Genomic DNA, 15761 nt, shown 5'->3' with positions numbered 1-15761 from the left:
TTTATCTCTTTGTTGCAACTATTTGATTGTCATATTTTAAACTTATTTTCTTATAAACGCCAAAACCTACATAATCTAGATATTGTTTGTAAAATTCTTTTAGATTTGTAAGTTTCTGATGATTGTTTTTAAGATCACCATATTCTATATATACTCCGGCTACATTTAAAAGTAAATTATAACTATTTTTTTTGTCTTTATCAATGCTTATAATGTGATTTTTTAATATCTTGTCTTCACTTATTAATTGAGATAATTTCACTAATTTCTTATATTCCTCTGCTTTAATATCACCACTTACAAGTAAACAAGGCAATGAAAAGTTTTGGGACAAAGGAAATTTAGTACCGTATTGATCCAAATAAAATTCATCACTAGGAGTCTTAATTCGAACAATTGGAATTTTTTGACTCACATGTATATTTAGGGAACCATTTAAGTCTATATAAACATTACTGTTTGAAATAAACGGTATGGTATCCAAATTTTCTTCTGTTTTGGAAATATCTATATCTTTTATTTTACTTGCTTTCTTTTCATTTTTTGAAGATCGGTTGACAATGTCATAAACCATGGCATTGGTAATAAAATGTATATAATCAGAATTATCAATTAGAATACTGACGTTATCTATACTTTTATCATTATGTCTTCGAACTGCAAAGTTCATCAAAAATCCTAGTACTATTAGTAATAAAAAAATTTTAATTAATCTATATTTTAATTTCATTAAGCCAATTTATTATGGGATCATATAAGGTATCAATATTACCGGCTCCTATGGTTAAGAGCACATCAAAATCTTTTGTCTTAATACTTTTTAAAACATTATCAATCGAGCATACTTCCTTGTCATCAAGTTGTATTTTATCCGCCAACCATTCCGAAGTTATTCCTTCGATAGGAGTTTCTCTGGCCGGGTAGATGTCCAATAAAATAAGCGTATCTGTTTTGCTGAGACTTTTAGCAAAATCCTCTGCAAAGTCAGCGGTCCTTGAATATAAGTGAGGCTGAAATACTGTCAGTAATTTTTTGGTAGGATACAAATTTCTAATTGTATCGATTACAGCATTGATTTCAGTTGGATGATGGGCATAATCATCGATGTAAATTTTATTATTTTCAAATACATGTTTATTAAATCTTCGTAAAACCCCTTTAAAATCAATTAAAGCCTTACGTAGTATATCGGCTTCAATACCTAGTTGTGAGCTGATTGCTAAAGCGGCTATTGCATTTTCTACATTGTGTTTTCCGGGTATGGGTACAATAAAATCTTTTATAATTTGATGAGGCGTTACTAAATCAAAATGGAATTGTCCATTGATTATCTGTATATTTTCAGCATAATAATCTGCCTTTTCATAAGCTGAATAAGTAAGGTGTTTTGCATTGATGGGTAACCCTTTTTTAACTATTAAAAATCCGTTTTCGGGAATTAAGTCCGCAAATTGATTAAAAGATTCAATAATATTTTCATGATTTCCATAAATATCCAAGTGATCTGAATCTGTAGATGTTATAGCTGCCATGTTTGGAGAAAGAGACAAGAAGGACCTATCAAATTCATCAGCTTCAACAATGGAAATCTTAGACCCATTGTAAATGAAGTTAGAATTATAATTGGCAGAAATACCGCCTAAAAAAGCAGTAGCGGGTAAATTTGCATACTTACAAATATGTCCTAATAAGGTTGAAGTTGTCGTCTTTCCATGAGTTCCTGCAATAGCCAAACACAGAGTACTTTTGGTGATTTCACCTAAAACTTGGGATCGTTTGAAAAGTGTAAATCCTTTTTCAATAAAATAGTTTTTAATTTTTAAATTTTCAGGTATAGCAGGTGTATAAATCACTACCGTATCCTCTTTGGAAATATTTTTCGGAAGTAATGAAATCGTATCCTCATAAATAATGGATATATTTTCCTTTTCCAGGTTATGAGTCAGTTTAGTGGGAGTCTTATCATATCCATACACTGTTGCATTGGAAAATTTGAAATAACGAGCCAAAGCACTCATTCCTATTCCTCCAATTCCTATAAAGTAATAATTTTTATATGTATGAATATCTTTCATAGACTAGTAAATTTTCAATTCATTTAATATATGAGTTACAATTTCTTCCGTAGCATTGGGCTTAGCCAATTTAACAATATTTTCAGACAATAGTTCTCTTTCTTTTTTATCGTTACAAAGATTTTGTATCTCGCTTAATAATTTTTGAGAAACCTCTGAATCCTTTACCATTTTTGCAGCGTTTGCGTTAACTAATTGCAGGGCATTTTTAGTTTGATGATCTTCTGCAGCAAAGGGGAAAGGTATAAGTATTGTTGGCTTTCCGGCTAAGGTTAATTCCGATATGGCTATTGCTCCGGCTCTAGATATAATGATATCAGCAGCAGCATAAGCAATGGACATATCTTTTATAAACTCAAAAATAAATATATTGTTGTGTTTTAAGTTGTTATTAACTTTAATATCAGAATAATCCAATTTTCCGGTTTGCCATATGATTTGAATATTAGTATCAGCAATTATCTTGGAATTTTCCTTCCAAAAATTATTGATGGTTCTCGAGCCTAAAGACCCTCCTATAGATAAAATTGCCAATTTCGATGGATCGAGTCCTAATTCTTTTTTTGCTTGTTCTTGAGTTATAGTTCCAAATAAAGATTTCCTAACAGGATTTCCGGTAACATATAAGTTATCTTTTGGGAAATATTTTCCCATGCCTTCATAAGCAACAAAAATTCCTTTGGCTTTAGTTCCAAGTTTTCTATTGGTAATACCGGGAAACGAATTTTGTTCCTGTATAAAAGTGGGAATGTTTGCTTGAGCCGCAACATATAAAGCAGGCCCGGATGCATATCCGCCGGTACCAATCGCTGCATTCGGTTGGAAAGATTTAATAATTTTTCGTGATTTTACCAGGCTCGAAATAACCTTAAAAGGAAATTTAAAATTAGATAGTATGGACGATCGTGAAATTCCTGAGATCCATAATCCTTCAATAGCATAACCGGCTTGAGGTACTTTTTCCATTTCCATTTTATTTTCCGAACCTATAAACAGAAATTCTGCATTAGGAATACGATGTTTTATTTCATCTGCAATGGCAATTGCAGGAAAAATATGTCCACCGGTTCCACCTCCGCTTATTATAAATCTAGGCGATCTCATAATTTATATCTCCTTTATTATTTTCTTTAACTGTGTTTTCATTTGAAACAATATCACGACTTACACTAATAATAATCCCTAAAGCCATATAAGTTACCCACATGGAAGTTCCTCCGTAACTTAATATGGGTAGAGGCTGTCCGGTAACCGGAATTAAATTAACGGCTACAGCCATATTGGAAAATGCCTGAAATATAACCGGTAGACCAATACCCACCACTAATAAAGTACCGAATATATTTTCCACCTTAGTGGCTATAACAATGATTCTCCAGAGTATAAGTAAATAAAGGAAAAAACATAAAAACACACCAGCATAACCGTATTCCTCTACTATAATAGCAAATATAAAATCCGAAGAAGATTGAGGTAAAGATTGCTTAAAAGCGCTTTTTCCCGGTCCTCTGGGTATAATACCGCCCTGAACTATAGCTGCTTTAGCTTGTTGTACCTGGTAACTTTCTTCTCCATCTTCTCCAGCAAAGTTTTCAATTCTGCTCTTCCAAGTATGAACCCTGTGGCCGGGAAACATATCCGGATATTCCAACACGATTGTTATAAAAAGAATAGCCACAATTATACCAACCCCGATAATTGAAAGTAATATTTTGATAGGATATCCCCCGATAAACAATAAAGCTAAAACCATCAAAAAAATTAAAATTCCCGTTGATCCGTTTGCAGGAAATATAAGTCCGACTACCATAAAAATAGGTAGTAAAATAGGTACAAAACTATTATTGAAAGTTATTTCTTTATCTTTAATTCTATCAAGATATCGGGCAACATATATATTTAATACTAATGCCGCAAAAACAGAGGTTTGAAAGGCAAACGGAACCCCCGGAAGTTTCAACCAACGAGAAGCATTCGCTCCATCAATACTTTTGCCTTGCATTAAAGTAAGTATCAATAAAAAAATAACTACCGGTAATAATAATTTGGAAAATCCGCCAAAATATTTATAATCAATTTTTTGAAAAATAAAAACAATACCTATTCCGACTATAATAAACCCGGCATGTTTGGCAAAATGTCCCAAAACGGATCCTTGTCCGACTACATATTGCAAATTCGAACTGGCAGAATATACGGGTAAGAAGGAAGCTAACGAAATCAGTAATATCGCTGCCCAAAGAGTTATGTCTCCCTTAAAGTATTGTTTTAATTTTCTCATTTATTAAAGTTTTCTAACTTCCTCCTTAAACTGATTTCCTCGATCTTCATAATTTTTAAATAAATCGAAACTTGCACATGCAGGTGAAAGAAGTACAGAATCTCCTTTTGAGCCTAAACTATAGGCTGCATTTACGGCATCTTTCATACATTTAGTTTCAACAATGTTTGAAACTATATCCTGAAAAGTATCAATTATCTTTTTATTATCAACACCTAAGCAAACTATGGCTTTGACTTTTCTTTGAACAAATGGAATCAGTTCACTGTAGTCATTTCCTTTGTCAGTTCCTCCCACAATCCATATCACCGGTGTTTTCATACTTTCTAAAGCATAATAAACAGAATTTACATTGGTCGCCTTACTGTCGTTGATAAAATTAATTCCATTAATTTTTAAAACAAATTCCAAACGGTGTTCTACCGCTTCAAAATCCATTAAACTTTGTTTTATGAAATCATTTTTAATTTTAGATAGTTTTCCGGCAATTCCTGCTGCCATGGAATTGGCAATATTGTGTTTTCCTGTAAGCGCTAATTCGTTGATTTTCATTTTAAAAGTATCTGAGTTAATGTGGAAGTTTATATTTTCATGATCGCTGAAAGCTCCGTTTTCAATTTTCATATGTAAAGAAAAAGGAAGCTTTTGCGCTTTGGTATTGTGATTTTGAAACCAATTAGTAGTCATTGGATCATCCTCATTATATATAAAATAATCCTTAGGATCTTGATTTTTAGTTATTGTAAATTTTGCATCGATATACTTTTGATAGGTGTATTCATATCGATCGAGATGGTCAGGACTTAAATTCAAGACCATGGCTATATGAGGTTTGAAGTTTTGAATGTCATCTAACTGAAAACTACTAATTTCAAGTATATAATAATCAAAATTTTCTTCAGCTACCTGCCAAGCAAAGCTTTTACCGATATTTCCTGCCAATCCAACTGAATAACCTGCTTTTTTAAACATATGGTAGGTTAATGAGGTAGTGGTTGTTTTACCATTTGAACCGGTAATTGCAATAAGTGTAGCATCGGTATATTGCGAGGCAAATTCAATTTCTGATGAAATAAGAATTTGTCTTTCATTAATTTTTTGAATTATGGGTGATTTTTTAGGTATCCCCGGGCTTTTTATGATCCAATCAGCATTGAGTATTAATGCCTCTGTATGTTGTTTTTCTTCAAATGGAATTCCCTTTTCAGATAAAATTGCTTTATATTCTTCTTTTATAGAACCCATATCGGAAAGAAAAACGTCAAATCCGACTTTTTTTCCTAATATGGCTGCACCTACGCCACTTTCTCCACCTCCTAATATAACTAACCTTTTCATTTCTTTTTATCTTACTTTTAGGGTTATGATACAGAATATGGCCAGCATAATTCCAATAATCCAAAAACGGGTCACTATTTTACTTTCGTGATATCCTAATTTTTGAAAATGGTGATGAAGGGGAGACATTAAAAATATTCTTTTTCCTTCTCCGTATTTTTTCTTAGTATATTTAAAATAAATTACCTGGAGAATTACAGAAAGATTTTCAATTAAAAATATTCCGCACAATACAGGAATTAGTAGTTCTTTTCTTAAAACTATAGCTAAAACTGCGATAACGCCTCCGATCGTAAGACTTCCCGTATCTCCCATAAATATTTGAGCCGGATACGTGTTATACCATAAAAAGCCGATCAAAGCACCGGCAAAGGCTGCCGAAAATATTACTATTTCGCCCGAATTAGGAATATACATCAGATTTAAGTAATCCGCCATCATTATATTTCCGGACACATAAGCAAATAAAGCTAGTGTGGTAACAATAATTGCTGAGCTTCCTGCTGCTAGTCCGTCAATCCCGTCGGTGAGGTTGGCTCCGTTAGAAACTGCAGTAACAATAGTTATAACTACCGGAATTAAAATGATCCATACCAAATCTTCTGATTCTTTTTCATCCATTCCTATCCATTTGAGAACCTTTCCGTAATCAAATTGATTGTTTTTAAAAAATGGAATAGTAGTTTTAAATGTTTTTTCTCTGGGATAGAAATCTTTTGCAAATTCTATATTATGAGAGCCTTCAATTTTTTCTTTGATTACAATATCTTTATTCGTATACAAAACTACTCCCACAAAAATACCGAGACTTATCTGACCTAAAACTTTGAATTTACCTTTTAATCCGACTTTATTTTTTTTATGAATTTTTAAAAAATCGTCTAAAAAGCCAATAATTCCCATCCAAATGGTTGATATGACCAATATAATAATATAGATGTTGTTTAATTTACAAAATAAAAGTACCGGAATCAACGTTGCCAAGATGATAATAATTCCCCCCATAGTAGGAGTACCTTCTTTTTCTTTTTGTCCGCTAAGTCCCAGTTCTCTTACTGTTTCACCTAATTGTTTTCTACGAAGGAAATTGATAATTTTTTTACCAATAATTAAAGAGATAAATAGAGATGTAAATACCGCTGCTAAGGCTCGGAATGTAATATATCTATATAAACCGCTTCCGGGTATATAATAATTTACATTTAAATAATCAAATAAGTGGTAAAGCATCCTTTTTATGTGTTTTTTAATAATTCTTTAGCTATTTTCATATCATCAAATGGAAAATGCTTTCCATTAATTTCTTGATAATTTTCATGTCCTTTTCCTGCAATCAGGATTATATCTTTAGGTGCTGCCATTTTAATGGCTGTTCGTATGGCTTGTTTTCTATCTGTTATGGATAAATATTTATTGGTATTTTGAGGTTCAATACCAGTTTCAATTTCTTGTATTATTTCATCCGGATTTTCATCTCTGGGATTATCGGATGTTATAATTGCTAAATCGGATAATCGAGTGGCAATATTTCCCATTTTGGGTCTTTTCTCTTTATCTCTATGTCCTCCACAACCAAAAACAGTAATTAATTTTTCATTTCTGGTACGGGATTGATTGATGGCCTCCAAAATGTTTTGTAATGCATCGGGAGTATGGGCGTAATCCACAATGATATATTTTTTGTCATCACTCACATAGGTTTCAAATCGTCCTTTCACTCGTTGTAATTTACTTAATGCTGTTACTATATCTAAAGAATCAAAGCCTAATTCAGAAGCAATAGTATAAGCTAAAAGTTCATTGTATGCATTGAATTTTCCTGCTAAAACTGTCCAAAATTCTTGATTATTAAATTGTAACAACATTCCGTCTAATCTATTCTCAATAATTTTTCCCTTATACTCTGAATTTGATTTTAAGGAATAGGTTACTTTTTTAGCGTTCGTATTTTGAAGCATTATAAGACCATTTTTATCATCCATATTAGTGATCGCAATCGCGGTCTTTGGTAATTCATCAAAAAATTTCTTTTTAGCAGCAATATAATTGGAAAACGTTTGATGATAATCCAAATGGTCATGCGTGATATTTGTAAAAGCTCCAATTTTAAAAGTTAACCCTGCTAACCTATTTTGATGTATTCCGTGAGAACTGACTTCCATGAATGCATATTGACAACCTTCGTCTACTGCTTGAGCTAGTAACTGGTTTATGGTAATAGGATCAGGAGTCGTATGATTTGAATTTAAAACTTTATCTGAAATTCTGTTTTCTATTGTTGAAAGTAAAGCACAACGAAAACCTAATTGTGTAAATAAATTATAGAGTAAAGTTGTTGTAGTGGTCTTACCATTAGTTCCTGTAATACCTGCAAGTGTCAATTTCTCGGAAGGATTGTCATAAAAGTTTGAAGCGACTATACCTAAAGCTATGCTTGAATTTTTAACCTGAACATAAGTTACGTAATCTGATAACTCTTCAGGAAGTTCTTCGCATACGACAACAGACGCCCCTTGGATTATAGCTTGGGGTATATATTTATGACCGTCTAAATCGTATCCTTTTATTGCAAAGAAAATATATCCCGATTCAATTTTTCTTGAATCAAAAGAAATATTTTTAATTGAAGAACCAACATTACCAATTAGTTTTTCAATGGATACTTTATATAATAGGTCTGAAAGCTTTTTCATGCGCTTAATTTTAAATATACAGTCATACCTTTTTTTATAGGATAGCCAATTATGGATTGTTCAATGACTTTTCCATTTCCTGAATAAACTACTTTTAATCCCAGGTTTTCCAAAGCGGGGATAGCATCTTTTCCATAATAGCCAATTACGTTTGGAACCAAGGCAGTAGATGGGCTAATAGTTAGCTTTTGGTTTTTAGTTAATAATACATTTATATTTTGTGACTCTTTAGATTTATCTTCTTTGGGAAGATTTAATGGTTTTTTAAGATATACTTTACCTGCTATTTCTTTAAATACAGGAGCCGCAACCTGAGATCCATAAAATCCTTTTTTGGGTTTGTTAATAACTACTATACACGAATATTCAGGATGATCTGCTGGAAAAAATCCGCAGAAAGAAGCTTGATATAATCTGCCTTTTCCTTTATTCCAGTATTCCACCTGAGCAGTTCCTGTTTTACCGGCCATTGATAAATTCGGTGTATAAATACTTTTTGACGTTCCTGTTTCCACGGCATAGGTTAACATTTTCTTTAAATCGTTAATTGCTTTTTGGGAAGCCATTTTTTGATTTATTACTATAGGCGTAAATTTTTCGGTAACGATACCTTTTGATTCAATTTTATACAGAAGTTGAGGTTTCATTAATTTGCCGTTGTTAGCTACTCCATTGTAAAAAGTAAGAATTTGCAGCGGAGTAAGTTTTACGCCATATCCGAATGACATCCAAGCAAGGGTAACCGGACTCCATTTTTTACCGTATTTAGGTATGTAAGGAGCACTTTCTCCGGGTATATCAATGTCAGTTTTTTTGTTAATGCCCCATGAATTTATTTTATTTAAAAAATCTTGCGGATTTTTAGAAAAATATTTATCTACCGTTTTAGAAATTCCCACATTGCTCGATTGAGAAAGAACCTGTGATAGAGTGATAATACCGCTTCCGTGATCATCTCGTATGGTATGTTTATAGTATTTCCAATACCCGGGGCCAATATCAACCGTGGTATTCGGTTCTACATATCCATCATCCAGAAGAGCCAACATAGATATTGATTTAAATGTTGATCCAGGTTCTGCTGCCTCCCATACTGCAAAATTCCGTAAATCGTCATATCCGCCGTCTTTAGTTCGTTGAAGATTGGTTAGGGCAACAATTTTACCGGTGGCAACTTCCATAACTATAGCACAACCATGATCCGCTTCAGATTTTTCAAGTTGTTCTTGCAAAGCAGAATAAGCAATGTCTTGAATCCTCATGTCTATAGTTGTATACACATCATTTCCATCTTGAGGTTCTAACTCTATATTAATGGGTTTCCACTGTTTTTGATTAATTCTTTGTTGGATTTCTCTTCCGTTTTTACCTTTTAAATAACAAGAAAATGCACCTTCTAACCCTGATTTTCCTCTTTCATCATCAAATCCTAGGGTTCTGATTCCAAATCCTGAAATGGTTTTTATTCTCTCGGTTCTTCTTTCAACTATAAAGCCTCCTTTGTTTTTTCCTTTGTTTAAGATTGGAAAATTTTTAAGTCTAGCAAATTGTTCGTAATCAAGACCTTTGGCTAGTTTTAAGTATTGGTTTTCTTTTTTTCTTGCTTCGTTTAATTTTGAATAAAAATAAAAGCTTGGCTTTTTAAACATTTTTTGCAAAGAATCGCATAATGCTCCAATATTATTTTGATACAATTCATTACGGATAGTTTTCATATCCATATATATATCATATTTAGTAATCGTGGTGGCAAGTAAGATACCGTCCGAAGCATATAAATTACCTCTTGCAGCTACAACCTCTACATTTCGGAAATTGGTGGTTTGAGCAAGATTTTTATATTTTTCGGTATCATGAGTTTGAATATAAATAAGGCGAGCAAACACGGATACCGCAAATAATAAAATAAGTGCGGCAACCAAGTAGGTACGTGCTAATATTTTTTTTCGCTCATTATTCATCTTTAACTTTTGGTACCAAAATTTTATAAGGTTGTTTATCTAATGCATGAAGTGAATCAGAGATGACCATGTCTTCTAATTCCGATTCTACTTTCAATTTCATTAGTTTATTATGTATTAAAGCATATCGGGCTTTATATTCTTCTGATTTTTCTTTTAATTCTGAAATTTCAACCACTTTTTCGTCAACTATATGAGAAGAAGAAATTGAAATTAGAGACAAAATCATCATAAATAAAATAAATTTCCAAACGGAAAAAGCATCTCCCTCTACTAAAAATTTTCCTTTTAGTATATCTAAAATAGTTCTACCTTTTTTATTTATAGCTCTTCTTTTAGCCATTTTACCGTTTTGTTGCTATTCGCATTTTTGCACTACGTGCTCTTGTGTTATCTAAAATTTCTTCTTGATTCGGGATTATAGCTTTTGAATAAGGAATATCAAAAGGTTTTTCCCAATTCCCGTAAATATCTCTTTCCGGCTCTCCTTTAAATAATCCTGTTTTTAAAAATTTTTTAACCAATCGATCTTCAAGCGAATGGTAGGAGATAAACACCAATGTTCCCCCCGGCTTAAGCATTTCATAGCTTTGAGTTAATAGTTCTTTCAAAGCATTTAATTCGTCATTTACTTCAATTCTAAGTGCTTGAAATAATTGAGCGAAAAATTTATTTTGTTTAAAAGAGGGAATACTCTTTTCAAATATTACTTTAAGATCTGAGGTTGTTTCTATATGTTTTTCTTTTCTTGCTTCTATAATTTCTCTTGAAATTTTTCTGGATTGTTTTAATTCTCCGTATAAATAAAAAATTTCAGCTAATTGATCTTCTGTATAGTTGTTAATAATATCTTTTGCACTAAGGGATTGTTTATTGTTCATCCTCATGTCTAGTGGGCCGTCAAATCGAGTGGAAAAACCTCTTAACGGTATATCAAATTGATGGGATGAAACCCCTAAATCGGCAAGTATACCATCAACAGCGTCCACTTTATAAAATCGCAACGAATTTTTCAAATAACGAAAATTCTGTTGAATGAACGTAAAGCGACTATCTTGAATAAGGTTGGCAATTGCATCATAATCTTGATCAAAAGCAAACAGCTTTCCTTCAATAGATAATTTTTCCAAAATTAAACGAGAGTGCCCTCCGCCGCCAAAAGTGCAGTCTACGTAAATACCTTTGGGATTAGAAATTAAAGCATCTACGCTTGGATGTAATAATACAGGCTTATGATAATTCATCTTCAGATATATTACCCATTACTTCCTCTGCTAAATTGGCAAAGTCTAAATCATTTACATTAACAGAATCTTCATAAAGGTTCTTGTCCCATATTTCAATAACATTAATAGCTGCTGCTACTACAATATTTTTTTCAAGCTTAGCAAATTGTATCAAATCTTTACTTATCTGTAAACGTCCGCTGGTATCTATTTCCACATTTTTTAAACCGGCTGTAAATTGGCGGATAAAATCATTATTTTTTTTCACAAAACGGTTTAATTTATTTATTTTGCCCATTACCTGATTCCATTCAGACATGGGGTGAAGCTCTAAACAGGGTTGAAATACGGATCTTTTTAGGACAAAACCTTCTTGCAAAAGGGTATCCATTTGCTTCTTCAAACCTGAAGGGAGCAACATTCTTCCTTTTGAATCAAGGGTACATTCATATGTTCCAATAAGATTTACCATATTAGTCTTCAAAATTAGAAATTATTTTCCACTTTGCTCCACTTTTACCCACTTTTGTTGATAACTTTTGTGGGCTAAATAATTCGGTAAAAAAAGGATATTTAAATACATAAAGAAGGAAAGTTATTAGTAAATAATGTTTTTATTTAGTAATAAATGATGTATTTTTGCATCTGCACAGCAATAAGATTGACTAATGATTTTTAATCTTCGTAAAGAAAAAAAATTTGCATATACGGTAGAGGGAGAAGGCAAACCAATAGTTTTATTGCATGGTTTAATGGGTAGTTTAAGCAATTTTTCGGATCAGGTTAATTTTTTTTCCAAAAATGGCTATAAGGTGTATTCTATTGAACTTCCTTTATATTCTCTTCCTACTTTGAGGACTAACGTAATGGGATTAACTAATTATGTGATTAGCTTTCTACAAAAGGTTGTTGATGAGCCATCCATTATTTTGGGGAATTCTTTAGGCGGACATTTAGGATTAATGATTTCTTTGAAAAAACCTCAATATGTTGATTCTTTGGTTTTAACCGGTAGTTCAGGATTGTATGAGAGAAGTTTTGGAGAATCCTATCCTAAAAGAGGCAGCTATGATTATATAAAAAAGAAATCGGAAGAGGTTTTTTATGATCCTAAGATTGCCACTAAAGAATTAGTTGAAGAAGTATATGAAACATTGTCTGACAGGAGCAAAGTTTTAAAAACAATTCACATTGCAAGAAGTGCCATCAAGCATAATTTATCTAAAGAGTTAAAAAATATTCATCAACCGACATGTCTGATTTGGGGAAAACAAGACAATGTAACTCCACCGGAAGTAGCGGAAGAATTTCATGAAGGAATTCTTAATTCTCAATTATTTTGGGTAGATCAATGCGGTCATTCGCCAATGATGGAAAAACCGATTGAATTTAATGAAATTCTTTTTAATTGGCTGAAAGAGATGAAATTGTAGAAAATCAAATCATGAATATATATTCAGCAGAATTTATAAAAAGCAGTAAATTAATTGAAGATTGTCCGGAAGGCAATAAGCCTGAATATGCCTTTATAGGCAGATCTAACGTAGGTAAATCATCTTTAATTAATATGCTTACCAATAAAAAAGGGTTAGCCAAAACTTCATCCACTCCCGGAAAGACTCAATTGATTAATCATTTTTTAATTAATGACAACTGGTATTTAACAGATTTGCCGGGATATGGTTATGCGAAAGCTTCTAAAACGAATAGGGCTGCATTTTCTAAGATGATTGAAAAATATGTGTTGTCTAGAAAAAATTTAGTAAACCTTTTTGTATTAATAGACGCTCGTCATTTACCTCTTAAAATTGATATAGATTTTATCAACTGGCTGGGAGAATCAGGTATCCCTTTTTCATTAATTTTCACCAAGTTGGATAAAGTCACTCAAAAAGAGTTTTCTTTTAATTTTAAAAAGTATTCTCAAGAATTACGTAAAACTTGGGATGATCTTCCTGAAATGTTTAAATCTTCATCAGAAAAGAAGATTGGAAAAGAAGAGATACTTTCTTTTATTGAAGATACCAATAAATATTTGGCAAGAAATAAAATTTATTTTGGAGATTAATAATCTAACCAAATAATTAGTAGAAGCTTGACTAAATATTTATAAATTACCCTCATTTAAATATATGGAAAAAGATTTTATATTCGGAATACGGCCTGTTATGGAGGCTTTAGAGGCAGGAAAAACTTTTGATAAGGTATTTATTCAAAATGGTTTATTAGGAGATAATATTAAAGTCTTGAAGATGAAATTTTCACAAGCGGGAATTCGTGTTAAGTATGTTCCGATTGAAAAATTGAATCGATTGACCCGTAAAAATCATCAAGGTGTATGTGCTTTTCTTTCACCGGTACAATTTTTTGCAATTGAGGATGTTATACCTCAATTGTTTGAAGACGGGAAAATGCCATTGGTCCTTATTTTAGATCATTTAACTGACGTTAGAAATTTTGGAGCAATTTGCAGAACTGCAGAAATTGTTGGTGTTGACGTCATAGTTATTCCTGATGAAGGTTCGGCTCCAATCAATTCGGATTCTATTAAAACATCTGCAGGGGCTATTTATAATTTAAAAATTTGCAAGGAGAAGAATTTGTTAAAAGTATTGGAGTTTTTAAAGCTAAGTGGTATAAAAGTTGTTAGTGCTACTGAGAAAACAGATACCTATTTATATGATGAAGTGTTGGAACTTCCGTTAGCTGTTATTGTAGGAAATGAAGAAAAAGGAATTTCAAGGGATTTGCTTAAAAATTCTGATGCAAAATTAAAGCTGCCTATTTATGGTAAAACGGATTCTTTAAATGTATCTGTAGCTTGTGGTGCCTTTTTATACGAGGTGGTAAGGCAAAATTTAAACTCAAATAAATAAATTTTCATAAATTTATTATCTAAAATATATTATAATAATGAAAAGTTCAATAATTATTGGTATTCTATTTTTAATCCTGGGAATAGCCTTAGGGTACATCCAATGTAATGGATCAAAAGAACCCTTTTTAACAATTACATTAGTTATTGGTTTATTGGCCGGTTCCGGAATAGGTCTCATATTAGGTGCTATTGGCGGTTATAGCAGCAAAACGCAAAGTATAAAAAGAAAAGCTAGAGAAGCTGAAAGAGAAGTTATGAGAAATAAGCTACAAAATCAAGAAACAACAACCAATAACGATACTCCTAACGGGAATTAGTGGGTAAATTTTTATAATAATATATTGCGGGTATAAGCAACAGTAAAAATATAGGCTGAATTAAAACTCTTCTTATATAAAATGTTGGCATGTAACCCAAACTAAAATTGGTTAGTAAGGAAAATAAATAAAGGGATATAAAAATAAGGAATCCAATACTTAAAATATAGGAACATACTTTCATTATTTTTTTATCATTATACCATAAATATATAATCACAAGCGTTATAATAGAATTTAATCCGTATCGAAAGATAAGAGACGTCGTAAGTTTTATGAGATTAAATTCAGGAGGAATTTGATGATTAAAATCTTTTTGTTTAAAAAATAAGAGTAGAGGATCATAAAACAAAGAGGTTTCAAATTTTCGTACCAAAATTAAAGCAAGTATGCTTAGTAGAATTCCAATAATTTTACCTGTTTTTTTCATATTTTTATTTCTTTTTAAATATGAAATATTTAATCCATACAATCCATAATATAATTATCAATCCGTATATAATTGATGGAAATAAATAGTCATGGCTGAATTTTCCATATTGCGGATAATAATAAAATATATAATTAATAAAGCTTATCCTTACAATGTTTATTAAGTATATAAATAAGATAGTTATAACCAGATAAATACAGGTTTTTTTGAAAGAATTAGCAAAAGCTATTATAAACGATACGTAAAGAATAATTACCGACAAAGCATTGCAACCTTCATTAACAATGCTAACAAATTTATTATTGATATAAAAACGCATGAAATTTTCATGATCTATATGGATCGCCTTGCTTGTAATGCCAATCCATTGGAGTAAACAAGACGATTGTTTAGCAACGTTAAAAGTATAAATATCACAGGTCGCCAGGTCATTTTGATAATAAGTAAGATACCAATAATAAAGTGCTGTTAAAATTAAATAAACAGAGAAAAATTTAAGTAAACTTATAAATATGGGCCTATATTCTTTCATGAAAAAGAAACTAAAATATAAAAATAT

At 31.6% G+C, this 15761-nt stretch carries 17 protein-coding genes; 4 read left to right on the top strand and 13 right to left on the bottom strand.

Annotated elements, in window-relative coordinates; all coding sequences use genetic code 11:
* Window position 1: 1 nt before the first annotated feature.
* The 11 genes from J3U20_RS06350 to mraZ are packed head-to-tail and all read right to left on the bottom strand — an operon-like array spanning window position 2 to window position 12046.
* The gene (locus J3U20_RS06350; RefSeq protein ID WP_160549975.1) at window positions 2-730 is read right to left on the bottom strand and encodes a cell division protein FtsQ/DivIB; all 729 of its coding nucleotides are present in this window, start codon (window positions 728-730) and stop codon (window positions 2-4) included.
* The gene (gene murC / locus J3U20_RS06345; protein WP_160542444.1) at window positions 714-2075 is read right to left on the bottom strand and encodes a UDP-N-acetylmuramate--L-alanine ligase; all 1362 of its coding nucleotides are present in this window, start codon (window positions 2073-2075) and stop codon (window positions 714-716) included. The genes J3U20_RS06350 and murC overlap by 17 nt, the downstream gene beginning before the upstream one ends.
* A 3-nt stretch (window positions 2076-2078) precedes the next feature.
* Window positions 2079-3179 (bottom strand): undecaprenyldiphospho-muramoylpentapeptide beta-N-acetylglucosaminyltransferase, encoded by a 1101-nt coding sequence (gene murG / locus J3U20_RS06340; protein ID WP_160542443.1) that lies wholly within the window; start codon window positions 3177-3179, stop codon window positions 2079-2081.
* Window positions 3166-4356, bottom strand: a complete 1191-nt coding sequence (locus tag J3U20_RS06335; protein WP_160542442.1) for an FtsW/RodA/SpoVE family cell cycle protein — start codon at window positions 4354-4356, stop codon at window positions 3166-3168. The genes murG and J3U20_RS06335 overlap by 14 nt, the downstream gene beginning before the upstream one ends.
* Before the next feature lie 3 nt (window positions 4357-4359).
* The gene (murD, locus tag J3U20_RS06330; RefSeq protein ID WP_160542441.1) at window positions 4360-5694 is read right to left on the bottom strand and encodes a UDP-N-acetylmuramoyl-L-alanine--D-glutamate ligase; all 1335 of its coding nucleotides are present in this window, start codon (window positions 5692-5694) and stop codon (window positions 4360-4362) included.
* Window positions 5695-5700: 6 nt separating this feature from the next.
* Window positions 5701-6924, bottom strand: a complete 1224-nt coding sequence (gene mraY / locus J3U20_RS06325; RefSeq protein ID WP_105297100.1) for a phospho-N-acetylmuramoyl-pentapeptide-transferase — start codon at window positions 6922-6924, stop codon at window positions 5701-5703.
* A 5-nt stretch (window positions 6925-6929) separates the two neighbouring features.
* A complete protein-coding gene (locus J3U20_RS06320; RefSeq protein WP_160542440.1) occupies window positions 6930-8387 on the bottom strand; it encodes a UDP-N-acetylmuramoyl-L-alanyl-D-glutamate--2,6-diaminopimelate ligase in 1458 nt (485 codons plus the stop codon).
* A complete protein-coding gene (locus tag J3U20_RS06315) occupies window positions 8384-10348 on the bottom strand; it encodes a penicillin-binding protein (RefSeq protein WP_160542439.1) in 1965 nt (654 codons plus the stop codon). The genes J3U20_RS06320 and J3U20_RS06315 overlap by 4 nt, the downstream gene beginning before the upstream one ends.
* Complete coding sequence (locus J3U20_RS06310) at window positions 10341-10691, bottom strand: FtsL-like putative cell division protein (protein ID WP_160542438.1); 351 nt, start codon at window positions 10689-10691, stop codon at window positions 10341-10343. Before J3U20_RS06310 ends, J3U20_RS06315 begins: the two co-directional genes overlap by 8 nt.
* A 1-nt stretch (window position 10692) precedes the next feature.
* A complete protein-coding gene (gene rsmH / locus J3U20_RS06305) occupies window positions 10693-11592 on the bottom strand; it encodes a 16S rRNA (cytosine(1402)-N(4))-methyltransferase RsmH (RefSeq protein WP_160542437.1) in 900 nt (299 codons plus the stop codon).
* A complete protein-coding gene (gene mraZ / locus J3U20_RS06300; protein ID WP_105297105.1) occupies window positions 11579-12046 on the bottom strand; it encodes a division/cell wall cluster transcriptional repressor MraZ in 468 nt (155 codons plus the stop codon). Before mraZ ends, rsmH begins: the two co-directional genes overlap by 14 nt.
* 196 nt (window positions 12047-12242) lie before the next feature.
* Between mraZ and J3U20_RS06295 the strand changes: the two genes are divergently transcribed.
* The 4 genes from J3U20_RS06295 (at window position 12243) to J3U20_RS06280 (ending at window position 14769) form a co-directional block, all read left to right on the top strand.
* Window positions 12243-13007, top strand: coding sequence for an alpha/beta fold hydrolase (locus J3U20_RS06295; RefSeq protein ID WP_160542436.1), 765 nt, complete (start codon window positions 12243-12245; stop codon window positions 13005-13007).
* An 11-nt stretch (window positions 13008-13018) separates the two neighbouring features.
* On the top strand, window positions 13019-13642 hold the full coding sequence (gene yihA / locus J3U20_RS06290) for a ribosome biogenesis GTP-binding protein YihA/YsxC (protein ID WP_105297189.1): 624 nt from the start codon (window positions 13019-13021) through the stop codon (window positions 13640-13642).
* 64 nt (window positions 13643-13706) lie between these two features.
* Window positions 13707-14450 (top strand): 23S rRNA (guanosine(2251)-2'-O)-methyltransferase RlmB, encoded by a 744-nt coding sequence (gene rlmB / locus J3U20_RS06285; RefSeq protein WP_160542435.1) that lies wholly within the window; start codon window positions 13707-13709, stop codon window positions 14448-14450.
* A gap of 37 nt (window positions 14451-14487) precedes the next feature.
* On the top strand, window positions 14488-14769 hold the full coding sequence (locus J3U20_RS06280) for a hypothetical protein (RefSeq protein ID WP_160542434.1): 282 nt from the start codon (window positions 14488-14490) through the stop codon (window positions 14767-14769).
* Here the strand turns inward: J3U20_RS06280 and J3U20_RS06275 are convergent.
* Both J3U20_RS06275 and xrtF read right to left on the bottom strand, forming a co-directional pair.
* A complete protein-coding gene (locus J3U20_RS06275) occupies window positions 14756-15199 on the bottom strand; it encodes an exosortase F system-associated membrane protein (RefSeq protein WP_160542433.1) in 444 nt (147 codons plus the stop codon). The genes J3U20_RS06280 and J3U20_RS06275 overlap by 14 nt on opposite strands.
* Before the next feature lie 4 nt (window positions 15200-15203).
* Entirely contained in the window at window positions 15204-15734 is a 531-nt protein-coding gene (xrtF, locus tag J3U20_RS06270; RefSeq protein ID WP_160542432.1) for an exosortase family protein XrtF, read from the bottom strand.
* Window positions 15735-15761: the final 27 nt, after the last annotated feature.

The sequence above is a fragment of the Apibacter sp. B3919 genome, from assembly GCF_026537405.1.
Taxonomy (GTDB): Bacteria; Bacteroidota; Bacteroidia; order Flavobacteriales; family Weeksellaceae; genus Apibacter.
The sequence above is the reverse complement of the archived record's forward strand: the minus strand, read 5'-3'. Positions and strand labels throughout refer to the sequence as shown.

Coding starts and splice junctions, on each gene's coding strand:
- murD (WP_160542441.1), bottom strand. CDS start 5,694: ATGAAAAGGTTAGTTATATTAGGAGGTGGAGAAAGTGGCGTAGGTGCA.
- J3U20_RS06350 (WP_160549975.1), bottom strand. CDS start 730: ATGAAATTAAAATATAGATTAATTAAAATTTTTTTATTACTAATAGTA.
- murC (WP_160542444.1), bottom strand. CDS start 2,075: ATGAAAGATATTCATACATATAAAAATTATTACTTTATAGGAATTGGA.
- J3U20_RS06335 (WP_160542442.1), bottom strand. CDS start 4,356: ATGAGAAAATTAAAACAATACTTTAAGGGAGACATAACTCTTTGGGCA.
- rsmH (WP_160542437.1), bottom strand. CDS start 11,592: ATGAATTATCATAAGCCTGTATTATTACATCCAAGCGTAGATGCTTTA.
- rlmB (WP_160542435.1), top strand. CDS start 13,707: ATGGAAAAAGATTTTATATTCGGAATACGGCCTGTTATGGAGGCTTTA.
- xrtF (WP_160542432.1), bottom strand. CDS start 15,734: ATGAAAGAATATAGGCCCATATTTATAAGTTTACTTAAATTTTTCTCT.
- J3U20_RS06315 (WP_160542439.1), bottom strand. CDS start 10,348: ATGAATAATGAGCGAAAAAAAATATTAGCACGTACCTACTTGGTTGCC.
- J3U20_RS06295 (WP_160542436.1), top strand. CDS start 12,243: ATGATTTTTAATCTTCGTAAAGAAAAAAAATTTGCATATACGGTAGAG.
- J3U20_RS06280 (WP_160542434.1), top strand. CDS start 14,488: ATGAAAAGTTCAATAATTATTGGTATTCTATTTTTAATCCTGGGAATA.
- J3U20_RS06275 (WP_160542433.1), bottom strand. CDS start 15,199: ATGAAAAAAACAGGTAAAATTATTGGAATTCTACTAAGCATACTTGCT.
- yihA (WP_105297189.1), top strand. CDS start 13,019: ATGAATATATATTCAGCAGAATTTATAAAAAGCAGTAAATTAATTGAA.
- mraY (WP_105297100.1), bottom strand. CDS start 6,924: ATGCTTTACCACTTATTTGATTATTTAAATGTAAATTATTATATACCC.
- J3U20_RS06310 (WP_160542438.1), bottom strand. CDS start 10,691: ATGGCTAAAAGAAGAGCTATAAATAAAAAAGGTAGAACTATTTTAGAT.
- murG (WP_160542443.1), bottom strand. CDS start 3,179: ATGAGATCGCCTAGATTTATAATAAGCGGAGGTGGAACCGGTGGACAT.
- J3U20_RS06320 (WP_160542440.1), bottom strand. CDS start 8,387: ATGAAAAAGCTTTCAGACCTATTATATAAAGTATCCATTGAAAAACTA.
- mraZ (WP_105297105.1), bottom strand. CDS start 12,046: ATGGTAAATCTTATTGGAACATATGAATGTACCCTTGATTCAAAAGGA.